Source organism: Aquamicrobium sp. (genome assembly GCF_023954335.1).
GTDB lineage: Bacteria > Pseudomonadota > Alphaproteobacteria > Rhizobiales > Rhizobiaceae > Aerobium.
The window spans coordinates 873,327-890,587 of the sequence record NZ_JAMLIE010000001.1 but is presented as its reverse complement, the minus strand read 5'-3'; the positions used below and the strand labels follow the sequence as shown (position 1 = coordinate 890,587).

Sequence of the window (17,261 nt, the reverse complement as noted above, 5' to 3'; positions counted from 1 at the left end):
CGGAGGATCGCCATGAAGCCGCACCCCATCACCGAGGCCCCGCAGGACGCCGCCGCGCGCAAGGCGGTGAGGCCAGTGATCTGTTATCCGGTGGAGAGCCTGCCGCGGCCGGATCTCGCCGCCTACCGGGCGGTGCGCGAGGATCTCGAGCTCGTCGAGCGCGTCGTCGTGCCGCCGCGCGAGGCCGCGTGCTTCAACGCGCCCGCCGGGCATTTCTTCCGCATCCTCTCCGTCGAGGGGCCGCAGGTCGGGGACCTCAACCTCTTCAACGCCGACGATCTCGACGAGCGGCTCTACACCGGCAAGACGCGGGCGCTGAACGGCACCCATGTCGGGCTCGGCGACCAGCTCTTCTCGACCTTCCCGGCGATGCGCCCCATCGCCACCATCACCCACGACACGCTCGACTGGTACGGCTTCGACGACTTCGGCGGCGCGGTGCACGACGTCATCGGCACAAGGTGCGATCCCTACACCCACAACCTACTCAGCCATGGCGGGCAGTATCACCATTGCTGCCATTCCAACCTGACGCGCGCCTTCGCCCGGCAGACGGGCAAGCCGCTCGACGAGGCGTCGCGCTACATCCACGACGTCGTCAACGTCTTCATGTGCACCGGCTTCACCCGCGACACCGGCCAGTACTTCATGAAGGCGAGCCCCGTGAGGCCCGGCGACTATCTGGAGTTCTTCGCCGAGATCGACCTTCTGGGCTGCCTGTCGGTCTGCCCCGGCGGCGACTGCTCGGCCGAGCACTCGTCCGACACCGCCGCCTGCCACCCGCTGGTGGTCGAAATCTACAAGCCGGCACGGCTGCCCGAAGGCTGGGCGCGGCCGCCGCTGAACGGCTATGACGGAACCCACGGCGTCTAGGAATCCAAAAGGTTCCGCGCCGCAGCAATTGCCGTGTTGCATGCGCGTGCGATTGATGGTTTACGTTGCGCCCGTTTAACACCCGGCAGCGAAATCGCGCGGCCAGACGCGGTTTCGCATGCAGGCTCCAGCCAGGGGGTCCACGATGACCGACGCGCGCAAGCCTTCGAGTTTCCTCACCTCATCCGTCTCGCGGCGCAGCGCGCTGAAAGGCCTCGGCGCAACGGCCGCGCTGACGGCCGCGCCGGGCTTCGTGCGCTATGCGCAGACGCAGTCCTCGGCGCCGATCCGCATCGGCTTCCAGGCCCACCGCACCGGCATCGGCGCCTCCTACGGCCGCTGGTACGAGCGCACCACGGCCGCTGCCGTCAAGGCGATCAACGCGGCCGGCGGCATCAACGGCCGCCCGGTCGAGATCGTCACCGAGGACGACGGCACCGACCCCGCACGCGGCGCGGAAGTGGTCGAGAAGTTCGCCAGCCAGCACAAGGTCGATCTCGTCTACGGCACGCTGTTCTCCCACGTCGTCACCGGCTCGGCCCCGGCGGCGGGCGAATTGAAGATCCCCTATTACGTCGTCTCCGAAGGCTACCACGTCGCCTCGGGCAAGCTGAACCGCTGGGTCATCCAGCCCGGCATCACCGACGTGCGCGCGCAGTGCCGCTCGGTCGCGCCGTGGATCTCGCAGAATGTCGGCAAGAAGATCACCATGATCTATCCCGACTACGCCTTCGGCCACGACCATCGCGACTTCTTCGCCCCGGCGGCCGCGGAGCAGGGCGCGGAGGTGATCGCCCAGATCGCCATCCCGCCGACGGAGACCTCGTTCACCCGCTATTTCCCGCAGATTCCGGCTGGAACGGACGTGATCTATCACGTCATGGTCGGCCCGGCGGTCCTGACCTTCGTCAAGGAGCTGGGCGAGTTCTACGGCGGGCGCGGGCCGAAGCTGTTCGGCTTCATCGACTCGCTGGAGGCGGTCGACATGAAGAGCCCCGGCCTCGACTTCCTCGAAGGCTCGCATTTCTGGGAAGGCATGCCGCGCTACCTCCAGGCGGACGCCTCGGAAGCCGAGCGCGCCTATCGCGACGCCGTCGGGCTCGACGAGAACGGCGCGGCCGCCAACGACCCGCGCGACGTCTCGACCAACGCCCACATGTTCGGCTGCTGGGAGACGCTCTACATCATCAAGCGGTCGATGGAGGCCGCCGGCTATCGGGGTATCGAGGACCGTCAGAAGCTGATCGAGGCGACCGAGGCCATCACCGAGTTGGAGGAAGGCGTCGAGCACCCGCAGGGGCCGAAGCGGTTCGACGGCAAGATCCATCAGGTCTTCGGCGTCCAGAACATCTCCGTGGTCGAGAACGGCAAGCTCAACGTCGTCCACAAGACCGCGATCGAGGACGGCCTCTACGAGCCGGAAGCCGATTACACGACGCAATCCTTCTGACGGGCGTTCCCGTTGAGAGCGTCGGCGCTGCCCCTCACCTGCCTGCCGGCATCCTCTCCCCGTGAACGGGGAGAGGACGGCTTGCGGCAACGCCGCCGCTTCCCGTTCTCCCCGTTCACGGGGAGAAGGTGGCCCGAAGGGCCGGATGAGGGGCAGCGCGGCCTTTCCTGTAGAAGCACCAACTGAATGGGTTTCGGGCCGCTCCTTCTCCTCGCCTCGCTCGAGGGCCTCGTCACCGCCGCGACGCTGGCGCTGATGGCGCTCGGCCTGTCGCTGGTGTTCGGCGTCATGCGGGTGGTCAACGTCGCGCATGGCGAGTTCTTCATGCTCGGCGCGGTGGTGGCATGGGCGGTCTCGACCGCCTTCGCCGGCCATCCGGCCATCGGCTTCACCGCCGCGCTCCTCGTCGCGCCGCTCGTCGTCGGCGCGGTCGCCTTCCTTGCCGAGCGGCTGGTGCTGAAGCGGCTGAACTACGATCCCGAAGCGACCATCGTCGCCACCATCGGCCTGCTCTACATCGTCCAGCAGCTGGCGCTGACCTTCTACGGCGCGGATGCGCGGCCAGTCCAGCCGCCGTTCAACCCGCGCATCCAGCTGCCGTGGTTCGGCTATTCCGGCTACAAGCTTGGCGTCATCGCGGCCGCCGGCGTGCTCCTCGCCGGGGTCTGGTTCGTGCTGGCGCGCACGAGGGCAGGCCTCGTCATGCGCGCGACGCAATACGACGCCGAGACGGCGCAGGCCTTCGGCATCCCGGTCGGGCGCGTCTATGCCGGCGTCTTCGCGCTCGGCGCGATGCTGGCGGCGGTGGCGGCGGTGCTCGTCGTGCCGGTCAGCCAGGCGCACTACCTGATGGGCCGCGACCCGCTGCTGCTCTCCTTCGTCGTCGTCATCATCGGCGGGCTCGGTTCCCTGCGCGGCACCGTGGTGGCGGCGCTGCTGATTGGCCTCTCCGACGGCATCATCTCGACCCTTTTCTTCTCGCCGACGCTGGCCAAGATCCTCGCGACGCTGCTCGTCGCGCTGGTGCTCGTCTTCCGCCCGCAGGGCCTGTTCGGGACGGCGGCGCGATGAACGGGACGGCCTCCGCCCGTGTCTGGCTGCTGCATCTCGCCTTCATCGCCGCGCTGGTGGCGGCCGGCTTCCTGCTGCCCGACTATCATCGCGGCGTGTTCTCGCGCATCCTCGTGCTCGCGGTCTTCGCCATGGGCTACAATTTGCTGCTCGGCTATTGCGGGCTATTGAGCCTCGGCCACGCCATGTTCTTCGCCGCCGGCCTCTACGGCGCGGGGCTGCCGCTCTACCATCTCGGCTGGGGCGTGCCGGCGTCCTTCCTTGCCGGCGTGGCGGCGGGCGGGGGGCTGGCGTTTGTCGTCGGCGCGCTGGCGCTGCGCACGGTCGGCGTCGCCTTCATGATCGTGACCATGATGTTCGCGCAGGTGGTTTATCTGACCACGCTCTATTTCACGACGTGGACGCGCGGCGAGGAAGGGCTGGTGCTGCCGCCGGCCGCGCGCCGCGTCGGGTTCGGCGATACCGTGCTAAGCCTGTCGGACCCGACGAGCCGTTACGCCATCGCGCTTACCCTGTTCTCCATCGTCCTTCTCGCCATGCTGCGGCTGGTGCGCTCGCCCTTCGGGCGCACGCTCGCCGGCATCCGCGAGAACGAGGAGCGCATGCGCATGCTGGGCTACGACACGTTCCGCGCCAAGCTTTCCGCGGTCGTCGTCTCGGGGCTGGCCTGCGCCGCGGCGGGGGCGGCCTACGGGCTGCTGTTCGGCTATGTCGGCTCGGGCTTCGCCTCGATCCAGTATTCGATCCTGCCGCTCTTATGGGTGCTGGTCGGCGGGGCCGCGACCACGCTCGGGCCGCTTCTCGGCACGGCGTTCATGTTCTACGTCATCGACTACGCCTCGGGGCTGACCACGGCCTGGCTGGTGCTGGTCGGCGCGGCGCTGATCTTCGTCGTGCTGTTCTTCCCCAAGGGCATTCTCGGCACGGTGCGGGAAAGGTGGCTGAAATGGCTGCCCTGATCGAGACCCCCTTGATCGAGACGAGGGCACTGTCGCGCGCTTTCGGCGGGCTGAAGGCGGTCGACGCCGTCGATTTCCGGCTGGAGAAAGGCGAAATCCGCGCCATCATCGGCCCGAACGGGGCGGGCAAGACCACGCTGGTCGGGCTGATCTGCGGCCGCATCGCCCCCTCCTCCGGCGCCATCCTGTTCGAGGGGCGCGACATCACCCGCCTGCCGGCGCACGCCCGCGTCATGGCCGGCATCGCCTATACGTTCCAGATCACCTCGATCTTCCCGAAGCTGACCGTCTACGACAATGTCGCGCTGCCGGTGCAACGCCGGCTGCTGGCCGAAGGCGGCGTCGGCAAGCGCGCGCTCGATGCCGGCGTCGCCGAGGCGCTGGAGAAGGTCGGGCTCAGTGGCCGCGCCGCCTCGCCGGCCGGCGGCCTCGCCTACGGCCATCAAAGGCTGCTCGAGATTGCCATGGGGCTGGCGCTGAAACCGCGCCTCCTGATCCTCGACGAGCCGACCCAGGGGCTGTCCGACGGCGAGATAGAGGGCTTCGTCGCGCTGGTCCGCGAGATCGCGCGCGAGGCGACCGTGCTCCTGATCGAGCACAACATGCAGGTGGTGATGGAGCTGGCGGGAAAGATCACGGTGATGAATGCCGGCCGCATTCTCGCCGAAGGCACGCCGGACGCGATCCGCGCCGACCGCGCGGTGCAGGACGCCTATCTGGGGAGCGGCGGCAATGGCTGACCCGGCGGGCAGGATCGGGCTCGAACTTTCCGGCGTCGACGCCTTCTACGGCGAGGTGCAGGCCCTGCGCGGCCTGTCGCTCAGCCTCGGGCGCGACGAGGTGCTGTGCCTGCTCGGGCGCAACGGCGCGGGCAAGACGACGACGCTGAAGGCAATCATGGGGCTGGTCACCGTCAAGGCCGGCACGATCGCCAAGGACGGCACCGCGCTGACGCGCCTGCCCGCCCACGAGATCCCCAAGACCGGCATCGGCTACGTGCCGCAGGGAAGGCGGCTGTTCGCCGAGCTGACGGTGGCGGAAAACATCGAGATCGGCCTGATGACACGCGGCAAGGGCGAGGCAACGCGGGCCGCCGTGCTCGACCTCTTCCCCGCCTTGCGCGAGCGGCTGTCGCAGCGTTCCGGCACGCTGTCGGGCGGCGAGCAGCAGATGCTGGCCATGGCGCGGGCGCTGTGCCTCGAACCCGACATCCTCCTCCTCGACGAGCCGACCGAAGGGCTGATGCCGTCGATGATCGAGCGCATCCGCGAGGCGGTCGCCGGCTTGAGGGCCAGGGGCGTCTCCGTCATCCTCGTCGAGCAGCGGGTGGAGGCGGCGCTGTCGCTTGCCGACCGCGTCGCCTTCATCGAGAACGGCCGCAACCGCGAGACGGTGACGGCGGCCGAGGTGCGCGCCGACCCCGAAAGGCTGCGCCGCTATGTCGGGGTGGGCTGAAGGTTTCCGGCGTGGTTCATAGCGGGCCGCCTGCGCCGCCCCTCACCTGCCTGCCGGCATCCTCTCCCCGTAAACGGGGAGAGGAGGAACTGCCGCAACGTTGCCGCTTCTTCCTTCTCCCCGTTCACGGGGAGAAGGTGGCCCGAAGGGTCGGATGAGGGGCAGCGCGACCGTCGAACGATCTGCCCTATTCTCCCTCCCCTTCGAGCGCGGGAATCGACACGCCCGCCATTTCCGCCGCCGTCAGCCGCGCCGCGCCGGCGCGGGCGGCGCGCAGCGTCAGCGCCTTGCGCGTGGCGGGCGCGAGCCGGTGCTCGGGCGCGTCGCGCAGGATCTCCGCGCCGTAGCCGTCCGAGAGGATGAAGCCGGCCTCGGCCGGGAAGATCGCCGCCGGCACGTCCGGGTGGGTGGCGAAGAACAGGCGGTCGCAGAACTGGCGGTATTCCGGCCATTTGCGGTCGGTGCGGAAATCCTCGACCGACGACTTGATCTCGACGATCCAGATGTCGCCCTTGCGCGTCAGCGCCATCAGGTCGGCGCGGCGGCCGCTCGCCAGCGGCAGCTCGGGGATGGCGACCGCGCCCAGCTCGATCAACAGGCGCTGGACGCCGCGGCGCACCAGCATCGCGGCCTGCGACTGGCGGCCGTCGACGAGCGGGTTGAAGGGAATCGGCGAGACGATGGGCATGGGGTAAGAATGACACTCCGGCAGCCGCGCGTGAAGCGCCGCCTCAGCAGCAGGCGCCCTTCGCGCCATCCGCCTTGCGCGCACCCGCCAGTTCGCCGCCGGCCATGTCCTCAAGGATCGGGCAGTCGGGCCGGCTGTCGCCATGGCAGGCGCGCACCAGCGTGTCGAGCGTGCGGCGCATGGATTGCAGCTCGGCGATCTTGTCGTCGATGGCCGCGACATGCGCCGACGCGATCTCGCGCACGTCATGGCTGGCGCGGCTCTTGTCGCGGTAGAGCGCCATCAGTTGCCGGCACTCCTCGATCGAGAAGCCGAGGCCGCGGGCGCGCCTCAGGAAGGCGAGGCTGTGGACGTCGTCGTCGGAATAATCGCGATAGCCGTTGGCGGCGCGGCCGGGGCTGACCAGCCCGACATCCTCGTAGTAGCGGATGGTCTTGGCCGGCAGGCCGGACCGGTGGGCGGCCTCGGAAACATTCATTCGATCGCTCCTTTGCTTTCGCCCGCTTTCGTCTCGCCGAGGGGCGAAACCGTAAAACATGTTGCCGATTTGCCATATCCGCGAATCAACCTGCGACAAAATCGCACTCCGATGCGGTGGACGGGCTTGGCAAAGGCCCCAAGGTAAGCCAGAAAAACCATGGCGAAATTGCGGCTCGAATCGGGCGGCATCCGGTCAACAGGGTTCGGTATCCTACATGAAACTGAGACAGTTCCTTATCGTCGCGGCGCTCGGCGCCGTCACCGCCCTTGCCGGCTGCACCACCGGCGGCGGCATTTTCACCGCCGATTACGGCTCGAAGAAGGATGCCGGATACCAGCTTCCGGCGATCCCGATCGGCCAGGTGCCGCAGAAATATCACCGCCAGGTCGTCCGCTACAAGACGGACGAGAAGCCGGGCACGGTGATCGTCGACACCAAGGACAAGTTCCTCTACCTCGTCATGGCCGACGGCAAGGCGATGCGCTACGGCATCGGCGTCGGCCGCGAAGGCTTCGAGTGGAACGGCACCTCGCGCGTCGCGCTGAAGCGCGAATGGCCGACCTGGACGCCGCCGGCGGCGATGATCGGCCGCCAGCCCGAGCTGGCGAAGTGGCGCGGCGGCCAGCCGGGCGGCCTTTCCAACCCGCTCGGCGCGCGCGCCATGTACCTGTTCAACAAGGGCGGCGACACCGGCTACCGGCTGCACGGCACGCCGGAGTGGAGCTCCATCGGCAAGGCGATGTCCTCGGGCTGCATCCGCCTGATCAACCAGGACATCATCGACCTCTACGACCGCGTCGACGTCGGCGCCAAGGTCATCGTCAAATAGTGTCATCGCGAAATAGAAGGCGAACCGTCCAGGCAACGTGGACGACGCAAGCAGCGAAAAACCGGGCCTCAAGCCCGGTTTTTCGTTTTCAGGGACTTAACTTTCGAGGCAAGCCCTACGAGATCTGCTCGACATGCTCCACTTCGGGGACGAAGTGGCGCAGCAGGTTCTGGATGCCGTGCTTCAGGGTCGCGGTCGAGGACGGGCAGCCGGCACAGGCGCCCTTCATGTGCAGGAAGACCGTGCCGTTCTCGTAGCCGCGGAAGGTGATGTCGCCGCCGTCCTGCGCCACGGCGGGGCGCACCCGCGTGTCGAGCAGCTCCTTGATGGTCAGGACCAGTTCCTCGTCGGCCTTGTCGTAGAACTCCTCGCCCTCGCTCTCCTCGGCATGGGCGGCGGCCGCGCCGGCGCGCGCCATCACCGGCAGGCCCGACATGAAATGCTCCATGATCGCGCCGAGGATCGCCGGCTTCAGATGCTGCCAGTCGGGGCCGTCCTGCTTGGTGACGGTGACGAAATCGTAGCCGAAGAACACGCCGGTCACGCCCGGCACCTCGAACAGGGCCCCGGCCAGCGGCGAAGCCTCGCGCGCGGCGGACGCCTCGCGGAAATCGGCGGTGCCATCGTCGAGCACCACCTTGCCCGGCAGGAATTTCAGCGTCGCGGGGTTGGGGGTCGCCTCGGTCTGGATGAACATGACCGTCTCCATCGGTTCAATCTGGAATTATTCTAAATAGGACATCGCGACGCCTGCGGCAAGCTCGGGCCGCGCATGGTCCGTTGCGCCTTATATGAGACCGGCGGGGCGAATATGCAATCGGCGGCGTGGCTGACGCGGCATCCGCCGGCCCCGGCGTCAGGCCAGCGTCTCGATTTCCTCGTCGGTCAGGCTGGCCGGAACCACGGTGACGGGAACGGGAAAGGCAGTGCCCTTGCCGGTGGCGATGGAGGCCACCAGCGGCCCCGGCCCTTCCTTGGCCCCGCCGGCCGCGAGGACGAGGATGGCGATGTCCTGGTCCTCCTCGATCAGCTTGTGGATTTCCTGCGCCACCGATCCTTCGCGCACCACCAGCTCCGGCTCGACCCCCGCCTTGTCGCGCACGCGCGCGGCATGGCCGTCGAGCGCGGCGCGGGCGGTGGCGTTCGCCTCCTCGCGCATGATCTGCTCGACGCCGAGCCATTGCTGGAAATCGGCGGTGTCGATGACGTAGAGCAGCACCACCGCACCGCCGGTCGAGCGGGCGCGCCACGATGCATAGGCGATCGCGCGCTCGCATTCGGGCGTGTTGTCGACCACGGCGAGGAACTTGCGCCGGTGGCCGGCTTCCCTGCTCAGGCGTTTCGATACCATATGCCCTCTCCTGGCTCTGGGCCGCGCGGCATCCACCCGCACGGGCCCGGCCCCGTCGCCCCCCGGCGTTCACGCGGGCAAGCCGGCGGTCAATCTGCCACCGCGCCGCCCCCGGCACAAGCGGCGGCAGCGGCCGGCCGGCCTTCCCCTGCGGCAGCGCCCTGCCCGTCAGTCGTCGAGCAGGCCGATGATGTCGCGCACGTCCTTCATCGTCCGCTCGGCGATGGCGGATGCCCGCTCGCCGCCGTCGCGCAGCACGGCGTCGACATAGGCGCGGTCGGCGGAAATGCGCCGCATCTCGGCGGCGACCGGCGCCAGCTTCTCCACGGCAAGCTCGGCCAGCGCCGGCTTGAACACGGAAAATTGCCGGCCGCCGAATTCGGCGATCACCTGCTCGCGGCTCGTCTCGCTGAGCGCCGCGTAGATGCCGACGAGGTTCTCTGCCTCCGGCCGGTCCTTCAGGCCGCCAAGCTCGGACGGCAGCGGCTCGGGATCGGTCTTCGCCTTCTTGATCTTCTTCGAGATGGCGTCGGCATCGTCGGTCAGGTTGATGCGCGACAGGTCCGACGGGTCGGATTTCGACATCTTCTTGGTGCCGTCGCGCAAGCTCATGACGCGGGTGGCCGGGCCGTCGATCAGCGGTTCGGTCAGCGGGAAATAGCCATTGACCGTCTCGTCGCCGGCCTGCATCTCGACGCCGAGGCCGAGCTCGCCGATCTTCTGGGAAAAATCGTTGTTGAACTTGGCGGCGATGTCGCGCGTCAGCTCAAGATGCTGCTTCTGGTCGTCGCCGACCGGCACATGGGTGGCGCGGTAGACGAGGATGTCGGCGGCCATCAGCGAGGGATAGGCGAGCAGGCCGAGCGAGGCGTTCTCGCGGTCCTTGCCGGCCTTGTCCTTGAACTGCGTCATGCGGTTCATCCAGCCGATGCGGGCGACGCAGTTGAAGATCCAGGCGAGCTCGGCATGCTGCGACACCCGGCTCTGGTTGAAGACGATGTGCTTCTTCGGGTCGATGCCGGAGGCGAGGAAGGCGGCGGTTATGGCGCGCGTCTGGCCCGGCAGGTCGTCATGGACGAGCTGCGCCGTGATCGAGTGCAGGTCGACGACGCAATAGATGCAGTCGTGGCTCTCCTGCAGCGCGACGAACTTGCGGATCGCGCCGAGATAGTTGCCGAGGTGCAGGTTGCCGGTCGGCTGGACGCCGGAAAAGACGAGAGGCTTGAAACTGCTCATGATGGTCAGGGTCCGAAGCTTGTGGAGGGCCGGAGGCGTTGCGCGCCGAAGGTCGGCCCGGCTTATGGCGGATGGGGCGCCAAGGATCAAGGGGGGCGAGTTGAACTCCATAACGTTATGCGTTATAGATGGACATGATACGGAGCTTTGCCGACCGGGAAACGGAACGGATCTGGATCGGCATAAAGAGCCGGAAGCTGCCTGCCGACATTCAGCAGAAGGCGCTGGTGAAGCTCACCCTGATCAACCGCGCCCAAACGCTGGACGATCTGAGGACGCCCCCCGCAATCGCCTCGAGGCGCTGAAAGGCGACCGAAGGGGACTCACTCGATCAGGATCAACGACCAGTGGCGCATCTGTTTCCATTGGCGAGATGGAGGAGCATATCATGTCGAAATCGTCGACTACCATTGAGCCGGGCGAGGAGCTTCTTCACAACCCGCATGCCGGGGAAATCCTCAAGGAAGAATTCCTCGATCCGCTGGGCCTCAGCCAGAATGCGCTGGCGCGCGCCATTGGGGTGCCGCCGCGGCGCATCAACGAGATCGTCCTCGGCAAGCGCGCCGTCACCGCCGACACCGACCTTCGGCTCGCGCGCTATTTCCGCATGTCCGAAGGCTTTTTCCTCGGGTTGCAGACAAGCTACGAGCTGATGGAGCGCAAGCGCGCGCTCGGCGATGCGCTCGACAAGATCACGCCGCGCGCGGCGTGACGGCCCGGCCTAGGCCCGTTTGCGCCGCCTGAGCGCGGCTTTCAGCTCATCGCGGTCGATGGCGCCGGTGGCGATGACGATGGCGAAATAGGCGAGCGCGGCGATGCCAATGACGGCAAAGACCGCGACGAGGCGCACCAGCGTCGAGGGCGAGGCGAGCCACGAGGCCATCCAGCCGTCGAGAAGGATGACGAGCGCGCCCATGGCGACGCTGGCCAGCACGATCATGGCGACGCGCCGGAGCGTCACCGGCGAGGGGCGGAAATCGCCGCGCCGCCACAGCACGCCGGCGAGCAGCGCGAAGTTCAGCCAGGCCGAGATCGAGGTGGCGGCGGCGATGCCGACATGGCCCCAGATCGGGAACAGGATCAGGCTGCCGACGATGTTGACGACGACTGCGGCGAAGGAGAACCACATCGGGCTCTTGACGTCGAGCCGGGCGAAATAGGCCGGCGAGAACACCTTGATCAGCACATAGGCCGGCAGGCCGGTGGCGAAGGCGGAAAGGGCCGCCGCCGTCAGCGCCGTGGTCTCGGCGGTAAACGCGCCGCGCTCGTAGAGGAGATTGACAAGCGGGCCGGCGAACAGCATGAAGCCGACCGCCGCCGGCAGGGTCAGCCCCAGCCCGAATTCCAGCGAGCGGTTCTGGAGATGCTGGGCGTCGGCGAAATTGCCGGCCTTCAGCGTGCGCGACAGCTCCGGCAGCAGCACCACGCCGATGGCGATGCCGATGACGCCGAGGGGGAGCTGGTTGATGCGGTCGGCATAGTTGAGCAGCGAGATCGCGCCTTCCTGCGACGAGGCGATGATCTGGCCGACGAGAAGGTTGATCTGGGTGACGCCGCCGGTCAGCAGCGCCGGCCCCATCAGCACCAGGAGCCGCTTCACGTCGGGGGTGAGCGCCGGCCGGCGCAGCGACATCGAAAAGCCTTGCCTGCGCACGCCGCGCAGCAGGAAGAAGAGCTGGGCCGCGCCGGAGGCGAACACGCCCCAGGCCAACCACAGGCCGGTGGCCTTGGCGTCGAAGCCGAACGACAGCGCGACGACCAGCACGCCGATCAGGATCAGGTTGAGCAGCACCGGCACGATGGCGGCGAGGAAATAGCGCCGCATCGAGTTCAATATCCCCGACAGCATCGCCACCAGCGACATGAAGAACAGGTAAGGGAACATGATGCGGGTGAGCAGCACGGTGGTGTCGAGCTTTTCCGGGTCCTCGGCGAAGCCCGGCGCGATCACCCATTCGACCATGAACGGCATGAACAGGATGGCGAGCGCCGACAGCCCGATCAGCGCCGCCATCAGCATGGACAGCACGTCCTCGGCGAAGCGGCGCGCCGCCTCCGGGCCGCTGCCTTCCAGCTCCTTGGCGAAGAGCGGGATGAAGGCGGTGTTGAACGCCCCTTCCGCGAACAGGCGCCGGAAGAGGTTGGGGAAGCGGAAGGCGGCGTAGAAGGCGTCGGCCACCGGCCCGGCGCCGAGGGCGGCGCCGATCAGCGCCTCGCGCACGAAGCCGCTGATGCGGCTTGCCGAGGTCGCGCCGCCGACGGCGGCGAATTTCTTGACGAGGCTCATAGGCGGTGCATCCCGGGACAGGTGGTTCAGCCGGCGGCGGCCTTCGCGCCGCCTGCCGCCGCCGCGCCCTCCATGACGGCGACGAGCGTGGCGCGAATCTTCTCCTGCCGGCCGGGGCTCTCGATCTTGTGGCCGGTCAGGTCGGTGACGTAGAAGGTGTCGATCACCTTCTCGCCGAAGGTGGTGATGTGGGCCGAGGCGATGTCGAGCGAAAGATCGGACAGCGCGCCAGTGATCTCGGACAGAAGGCCAGGCCGGTCGAGGCATCGAACCTCGACGACCGAGAAGCGGTTGGACAGCGTGTTGCGGATCTCGACGCGCGGCTCGACCCGGAAGGCCCTCGTCCCGCGCTTGCGGCCGGCCCGCTTCTCGATCATCTCCGGCAGCCACGCCTTGCCGGAGAGTACGTCCTCGATCAGCCGGCCGACGCGCTCGGCGCGGCGGCGCTCATCCTCGTCGAAATCGAACTCGCGCGAGATCAGGATGGTGTCGAGCGCGCGCCCGTCGACGGTGGTGAATATCTGCGCGTCGACGATGTTGGCGCCGGCCGCCGCGCAGGCCCCGGCGATGACCGAGAGCAGACGCGGATGGTCGGGCGCGAGCACGGTAATCTCGGTCACGGCCTCGAACTGGTGGGTGCGCACCGCCGTCGCCAGCCGGCGGCCGGTGGCGTCGGCCTCGCGGATGAAGCCGAGGTGCCGGACCTGATCGTCGAGCGGCACGGTGAGCAGGTAATTGTCGTAGGGCAGAGCGAGATAGCGCTCGCGGTCGGCCTCGGGCCAATCGGCCATCGTGGCGGACAGCGCCCCGGCGAGGGCGGCGCGCGCGCCCCTAGCCCGCTCGCCGCGCGAGACCTCGGAGAAGCCGCCGGTCAGCTGAAGCTCGGTCTCGTAATAGAGGGTGCGCAGGAGCTGGCCCTTCCAGCCGTTCCAGACGCCGGGACCGACGCCGCGGATGTCGCAGACGGTGAGGATGAGCAGGAGCTTCAGCCGCTCGACCGACTGCACGATATCGGCGAAATCCTGGATCGTCTTGCGGTCGTTCAGGTCGCGCGTCTGCGCCGTCATCGACATCAGCAGATGGTTCTCGATCAGCCAGGCGATGGTCTCGGTGTCGGCGGCCGAAAAGCCCATATGCGGGCACAGCCGGCGCGCGATCTTCGCCCCGGCGGTGGAGTGGTCCTCCGGCCTGCCCTTGGCGATGTCGTGGAACAGCACGGTGACGTAGAGGATGTCGCGCTGCGCCTTCAGGCCCGGCATCAGCGAATGGCTGAGCGGATGGATCGCCCCCGCCTCGCCATGCTCGATCTCGGCAAGGACGCCGACGCAGCGGATCAGATGCTCGTCCACCGTGTAGTGGTGGTACATGTTGAACTGCATCATCGCCACGATCTTCTGGAAGTCGGGGATGAGCCTGCCGAGCAGGCCGGCCTCGTTCATGCGGCGCAGGTTCAGCTCCGGGTTGCAGCTGGAGGTCAGCACCTCCATGAACAGCCGGTTGGCCTCCCTGTCGCGGCGCAGATTGCGGTCGACGAGCCGGAGCGAGCGGGTCAGGAGCTTCAGCGCGTCGGGATGGAACTCCAGCCCGTGCCGGTCGGCGAACCAGAACAGCCGCAGAAGATTGACCGGATCGCGCGCGAACACCTGCTCGTCGGCGACGTTGATGCGATGGTTGTCGACGATGAAATCGGCGGTGCCGGCGAGCTTGCGCTTGCGGCGCGAGAAATTGAGGATGACGCGGTTGAAGCCCGGAACGTGCTTGGCCTGCTCCTCCTCCAGCGCGGCGCAGAAGATGCGCGTCAGGTCGCCGACGGTCTTGGCGACGAGGAAATAGTGCTTCATGAACCGCTCGACGGCGGAGAGGCCCGGATGGGTCGTGTAGCCGAGGTGCTCGGCGATGTCGCGCTGGATGTCGAAATGCAGCCGCTCCTCGGCACGGCCGGCGAGGAAGTGCATGTGGCAACGCACGGCCCACAGGAAGTCCTCGGCCTTGCGGAACTGGTTGTACTCGCCACGCGTGAACACGCCCTTGCCGACCAGTTCCTCGGCCGTTCGCACGCGATAATAATACTTGCCGATCCAGAACAGGGTCTGGAGGTCGCGCAGGCCGCCCTTGCCCTCCTTGACGTTCGGCTCGACCAGATAGCGGCTTTCGCCGGCCTTGGCGTGGCGGGCGTCGCGCTCGGCGAGCTTGGCCTGCACGAACTCCGCGCCCGTGTCCTTGACCACCTCCTCGTCGAAGCGCTCGACGAGGGTGTCGAACAGCCTCTCGTCGCCGGTCAGGAAGCGGGCTTCGAGGATCGAGGTGCGGATGGTGATGTCGGTGCGCGACAGGCGGATGCACTCGTCGATGTTGCGGGTGGCGTGGCCCACTTTCAGGCCGAGGTCCCACAGCACGTAGAGCATGTATTCGACGACCTGCTCGCCCCACGGCGTCTGCTTCCACGGCAGGACGAACAGCAGGTCGATGTCGGAGGACGGGGCGAGCGTGCCGCGGCCGTAGCCCCCGACCGCGACGATCGCCATATGCTCGGCGGCGGACGGGTTGCGCGCGCGATAGACGTTCTCGGCGGCGAAGACGTAGAGCGCGCGGATCACCTCGTCCATCAGGTGCGACAGGCGCTCGGCGCAGGCATGGCCGCCGCCGTCCTCGCGCAGCATCGCCTCGGCCCGGGCGCGGCCCTCGGCCAGCCTTTCCTTGAACAGCCGCACGAGGCCGGCCCGCGCCTCGGGGCCGGAGCCGTCGCCGTTCGTCGGCGCGGCGAGCGCGGCGACGTCGCGCCCGAGGCCCGCGCCGTCGACGATCTCTTCGAGCTTCAGGGGAATCTTCGCCATGCCTGCCGGTCTTGCATCACCGGCAGGGTCTATATCGCGATTTTGCCGCCTTGGATACGGTCGCGCAGCCGCCTCTGCATGGCGGGGACCGTCTCGCGGCCGAAGGCGCCGAGGGCGTTTTCCTCGAGGAAGGCGGCAAAGGCGGCGATGTCGAGCGGGCGGGCGATGAAGTAGCCCTGCACGAAATCGACCTTCGCCCCCATGCCGCGCAGCAGCGCCAGCCGTTCGGCGGTCTCGACGCCTTCCACCACCATGGCCCGGCCCGTCGCCTCGATCATCTCGATGGCGTGGCGCAGCATCTGCGCCATCATCGAGTTGTCGGGCGCCATGGCGAAGGAGCGGTCGAGCTTCACCCCGTCGACCGACAGGCCGGCGAGGTTGTGCATGTTGGAATAGCCGGTGCCGAAATCGTCGATGTAGGTCTTGATGCCGGCCCGGCGCAGCGCCTCGATCTCGCGCTGGGCGTTGGCCGGGATCTCGTCGCTCTCGATGATCTCGAGGACGACGCCGAAGCGGTCCGGCCGGGCGGTGAAGGGCGCGAACACGGCGGCGAGCCGGGCGCTGTCGAGGTCCTGCGGGAAGATGTTGAAGCTGACCTGGAGCCTGTGCCCTTCCGGGATCATCGCCGACAGCTCGTCGAAGGCGCGGCGCGCGACGAGCCGCGTCAGGTGCATGGTCAGGCCGCGTCGCTTGACGATCTCGATGAAGCGGTCGGGGAAGACGACGGCATCGTTGACGTCGCGCCAGCGCACCAGCACCTCGCAGCCGGCGATCTCGCCGGTGGCGAGGCGCAAGACCGGCTGGTAGGCGCACAGGACGGAGCCGGCGTCGAGATGGCGGCAGAAGCGTGATTCGAACGACCAGAACCGGGTGATCAGCCGGTTTACCCGGTTCGACGCGTAGGCGGCGATCAACGCAGCGGCGAGGAGGAGCAGCGCGACCGCGCCCGTCGCGGCAGTGAGAATGGTCGAAAGCCGCGCCTCGACGACGACGCAGTGGACGCCGCGGGGATCGCAGGAAAGCGTGCTGAAACGCCCGCCGGAGAGGCCGGCGAAGCCGGGCACCGTCATCCAGCCCTCGTAGAGGCCCGCCTCGCCGGCGCGGTGGAGCCACCGCCCGAATTCGTCGCGCAGGATCAGCTCCGTCGTCAGCCATTGCGGCGGCCGGAAGTCGACCCCCTGCGGCGGCACGACCGCGACGAAGGGTTCGCTCAGCGCGAAGGTGCCCCGCTCGCCGGCAAGGCCGAGAAAGCTGAGATCCCGGTCGATCCAGAGCGCGATCCGCTCTTCGCCGGGGCCGACCAGATCGGGCGCGCCGAGATAGAACGGCTCGGCGAGGGCCGCGAGGTTGAGCGAGCATTGCACATGGCCGCCCGGCGCGTAGAGGAATTCGTTCAGCCCGTCGGGCAGGTAGGCGATGCGGCGCAGCTGCTCGCGAAAGAGTGGCGAGCACGGCTCCGCCGTCACCTGCGCGTGCATCCTGTCGAAGGTCTCGAGGAGGCTGGCGCGCAGCCTGACGAACGGCTCGATGGCGCGCTCGCCTTCCATGCGCGCGAGATCGGAGGTCTTGTAGAGGGCATAGCCGCCCGCGACGGCGAGCACGAGGAGGAAGACGGATACCCAGACGAGAGCGGCGATGGCCTGCCGGTATGCCGACGATATGAAGACGCTGACGAGTTTCGCCATGCGAACTGCCTCCCACTCGCATTCGAGTAGGCCATGAAAATATTCAAACGCGGGTTAACGGC

Annotated in this window: 16 protein-coding genes and 1 pseudogene; 9 read left to right on the top strand and 8 right to left on the bottom strand. The window is 68.0% G+C overall.

The annotated features are described in order from the left end of the window. The first annotated feature begins 12 nt into the window (after positions 1-12). The 6 genes from M9945_RS04350 to M9945_RS04325 all read left to right on the top strand — a co-directional run bounded on the left by M9945_RS04350 (position 13) and on the right by M9945_RS04325 (position 5,808). Positions 13-873 (top strand): urea carboxylase-associated family protein, encoded by an 861-nt coding sequence (locus M9945_RS04350; protein WP_367943556.1) that lies wholly within the window; start codon positions 13-15, stop codon positions 871-873. A 145-nt stretch (positions 874-1,018) separates the two neighbouring features. Then, positions 1,019-2,323, top strand: a complete 1,305-nt coding sequence (locus M9945_RS04345) for an ABC transporter substrate-binding protein (protein WP_367943555.1) — start codon at positions 1,019-1,021, stop codon at positions 2,321-2,323. Positions 2,324-2,509: 186 nt separating this feature from the next. Continuing rightward, positions 2,510-3,394: a branched-chain amino acid ABC transporter permease gene (locus tag M9945_RS04340; protein WP_367929889.1), complete on the top strand. Its 885-nt coding sequence runs from the start codon at positions 2,510-2,512 to the stop codon at positions 3,392-3,394. Then, complete coding sequence (locus tag M9945_RS04335; protein ID WP_367943554.1) at positions 3,391-4,353, top strand: branched-chain amino acid ABC transporter permease; 963 nt, start codon at positions 3,391-3,393, stop codon at positions 4,351-4,353. Before M9945_RS04340 ends, M9945_RS04335 begins: the two co-directional genes overlap by 4 nt. Further along, the gene (locus M9945_RS04330) at positions 4,341-5,093 is read left to right on the top strand and encodes an ABC transporter ATP-binding protein (RefSeq protein ID WP_367943553.1); all 753 of its coding nucleotides are present in this window, start codon (positions 4,341-4,343) and stop codon (positions 5,091-5,093) included. The genes M9945_RS04335 and M9945_RS04330 overlap by 13 nt, the downstream gene beginning before the upstream one ends. Continuing rightward, the gene (locus tag M9945_RS04325) at positions 5,086-5,808 is read left to right on the top strand and encodes an ABC transporter ATP-binding protein (RefSeq protein ID WP_367943552.1); all 723 of its coding nucleotides are present in this window, start codon (positions 5,086-5,088) and stop codon (positions 5,806-5,808) included. The genes M9945_RS04330 and M9945_RS04325 overlap by 8 nt, the downstream gene beginning before the upstream one ends. A gap of 187 nt (positions 5,809-5,995) precedes the next feature. On the opposite strand, the gene M9945_RS04320 is transcribed toward M9945_RS04325, so the two are convergent. Both M9945_RS04320 and cueR read right to left on the bottom strand, forming a co-directional pair. Continuing rightward, positions 5,996-6,496: an MmcB family DNA repair protein gene (locus M9945_RS04320; RefSeq protein ID WP_367943551.1), complete on the bottom strand. Its 501-nt coding sequence runs from the start codon at positions 6,494-6,496 to the stop codon at positions 5,996-5,998. A gap of 43 nt (positions 6,497-6,539) precedes the next feature. Continuing rightward, a complete protein-coding gene (cueR, locus tag M9945_RS04315) occupies positions 6,540-6,974 on the bottom strand; it encodes a Cu(I)-responsive transcriptional regulator (RefSeq protein WP_367943550.1) in 435 nt (144 codons plus the stop codon). Positions 6,975-7,191: 217 nt separating this feature from the next. Here cueR and M9945_RS04310 point away from each other — a divergent pair, with 217 nt between their 5' ends. Beyond that, positions 7,192-7,806 (top strand): L,D-transpeptidase, encoded by a 615-nt coding sequence (locus M9945_RS04310; RefSeq protein WP_367943549.1) that lies wholly within the window; start codon positions 7,192-7,194, stop codon positions 7,804-7,806. A gap of 115 nt (positions 7,807-7,921) precedes the next feature. On the opposite strand, the gene M9945_RS04305 is transcribed toward M9945_RS04310, so the two are convergent. The 3 genes from M9945_RS04305 to trpS all read right to left on the bottom strand — a co-directional run bounded on the left by M9945_RS04305 (position 7,922) and on the right by trpS (position 10,393). Beyond that, positions 7,922-8,503, bottom strand: a complete 582-nt coding sequence (locus M9945_RS04305; RefSeq protein ID WP_367943548.1) for a NifU family protein — start codon at positions 8,501-8,503, stop codon at positions 7,922-7,924. A 159-nt stretch (positions 8,504-8,662) separates the two neighbouring features. Further along, a complete protein-coding gene (locus M9945_RS04300) occupies positions 8,663-9,157 on the bottom strand; it encodes a universal stress protein (protein WP_367943547.1) in 495 nt (164 codons plus the stop codon). Positions 9,158-9,325: 168 nt separating this feature from the next. Further along, entirely contained in the window at positions 9,326-10,393 is a 1,068-nt protein-coding gene (gene trpS, locus M9945_RS04295) for a tryptophan--tRNA ligase (protein WP_367943546.1), read from the bottom strand. 134 nt (positions 10,394-10,527) lie between these two features. On the opposite strand from trpS, the pseudogene M9945_RS04290 reads away from it, so the two are divergent. Then, a pseudogene (locus tag M9945_RS04290) lies at positions 10,528-10,807 on the top strand (type II toxin-antitoxin system RelE/ParE family toxin). Continuing rightward, positions 10,782-11,105: a HigA family addiction module antitoxin gene (locus tag M9945_RS04285; RefSeq protein ID WP_367943545.1), complete on the top strand. Its 324-nt coding sequence runs from the start codon at positions 10,782-10,784 to the stop codon at positions 11,103-11,105. The pseudogene M9945_RS04290 and the gene M9945_RS04285 overlap by 26 nt, the downstream one beginning before the upstream one ends. A gap of 9 nt (positions 11,106-11,114) precedes the next feature. On the opposite strand, the gene murJ is transcribed toward M9945_RS04285, so the two are convergent. Genes murJ through M9945_RS04270 form a run of 3 tightly spaced genes read right to left on the bottom strand, consistent with a single transcriptional unit; the run spans position 11,115 to position 17,199 of the window. Beyond that, positions 11,115-12,680 (bottom strand): murein biosynthesis integral membrane protein MurJ, encoded by a 1,566-nt coding sequence (murJ, locus tag M9945_RS04280; RefSeq protein WP_367943544.1) that lies wholly within the window; start codon positions 12,678-12,680, stop codon positions 11,115-11,117. Between the two features lie 26 nt (positions 12,681-12,706). Then, positions 12,707-15,514: a [protein-PII] uridylyltransferase gene (locus M9945_RS04275; protein WP_367943543.1), complete on the bottom strand. Its 2,808-nt coding sequence runs from the start codon at positions 15,512-15,514 to the stop codon at positions 12,707-12,709. Positions 15,515-15,543: 29 nt separating this feature from the next. Then, the gene (locus M9945_RS04270; protein WP_367943542.1) at positions 15,544-17,199 is read right to left on the bottom strand and encodes an EAL domain-containing protein; all 1,656 of its coding nucleotides are present in this window, start codon (positions 17,197-17,199) and stop codon (positions 15,544-15,546) included. Between the last annotated feature and the right edge of the window lie 62 nt (positions 17,200-17,261).

Coding starts and splice junctions, on each gene's coding strand:
- cueR (WP_367943550.1), bottom strand. CDS start 6,974: ATGAATGTTTCCGAGGCCGCCCACCGGTCCGGCCTGCCGGCCAAGACC.
- M9945_RS04330 (WP_367943553.1), top strand. CDS start 4,341: ATGGCTGCCCTGATCGAGACCCCCTTGATCGAGACGAGGGCACTGTCG.
- M9945_RS04345 (WP_367943555.1), top strand. CDS start 1,019: ATGACCGACGCGCGCAAGCCTTCGAGTTTCCTCACCTCATCCGTCTCG.
- murJ (WP_367943544.1), bottom strand. CDS start 12,680: ATGAGCCTCGTCAAGAAATTCGCCGCCGTCGGCGGCGCGACCTCGGCA.
- M9945_RS04305 (WP_367943548.1), bottom strand. CDS start 8,503: ATGTTCATCCAGACCGAGGCGACCCCCAACCCCGCGACGCTGAAATTC.
- M9945_RS04335 (WP_367943554.1), top strand. CDS start 3,391: ATGAACGGGACGGCCTCCGCCCGTGTCTGGCTGCTGCATCTCGCCTTC.
- trpS (WP_367943546.1), bottom strand. CDS start 10,393: ATGAGCAGTTTCAAGCCTCTCGTCTTTTCCGGCGTCCAGCCGACCGGC.
- M9945_RS04350 (WP_367943556.1), top strand. CDS start 13: ATGAAGCCGCACCCCATCACCGAGGCCCCGCAGGACGCCGCCGCGCGC.
- M9945_RS04270 (WP_367943542.1), bottom strand. CDS start 17,199: ATGGCGAAACTCGTCAGCGTCTTCATATCGTCGGCATACCGGCAGGCC.
- M9945_RS04300 (WP_367943547.1), bottom strand. CDS start 9,157: ATGGTATCGAAACGCCTGAGCAGGGAAGCCGGCCACCGGCGCAAGTTC.
- M9945_RS04325 (WP_367943552.1), top strand. CDS start 5,086: ATGGCTGACCCGGCGGGCAGGATCGGGCTCGAACTTTCCGGCGTCGAC.
- M9945_RS04340 (WP_367929889.1), top strand. CDS start 2,510: ATGGGTTTCGGGCCGCTCCTTCTCCTCGCCTCGCTCGAGGGCCTCGTC.
- M9945_RS04320 (WP_367943551.1), bottom strand. CDS start 6,496: ATGCCCATCGTCTCGCCGATTCCCTTCAACCCGCTCGTCGACGGCCGC.
- M9945_RS04285 (WP_367943545.1), top strand. CDS start 10,782: ATGTCGAAATCGTCGACTACCATTGAGCCGGGCGAGGAGCTTCTTCAC.
- M9945_RS04275 (WP_367943543.1), bottom strand. CDS start 15,514: ATGGCGAAGATTCCCCTGAAGCTCGAAGAGATCGTCGACGGCGCGGGC.
- M9945_RS04310 (WP_367943549.1), top strand. CDS start 7,192: ATGAAACTGAGACAGTTCCTTATCGTCGCGGCGCTCGGCGCCGTCACC.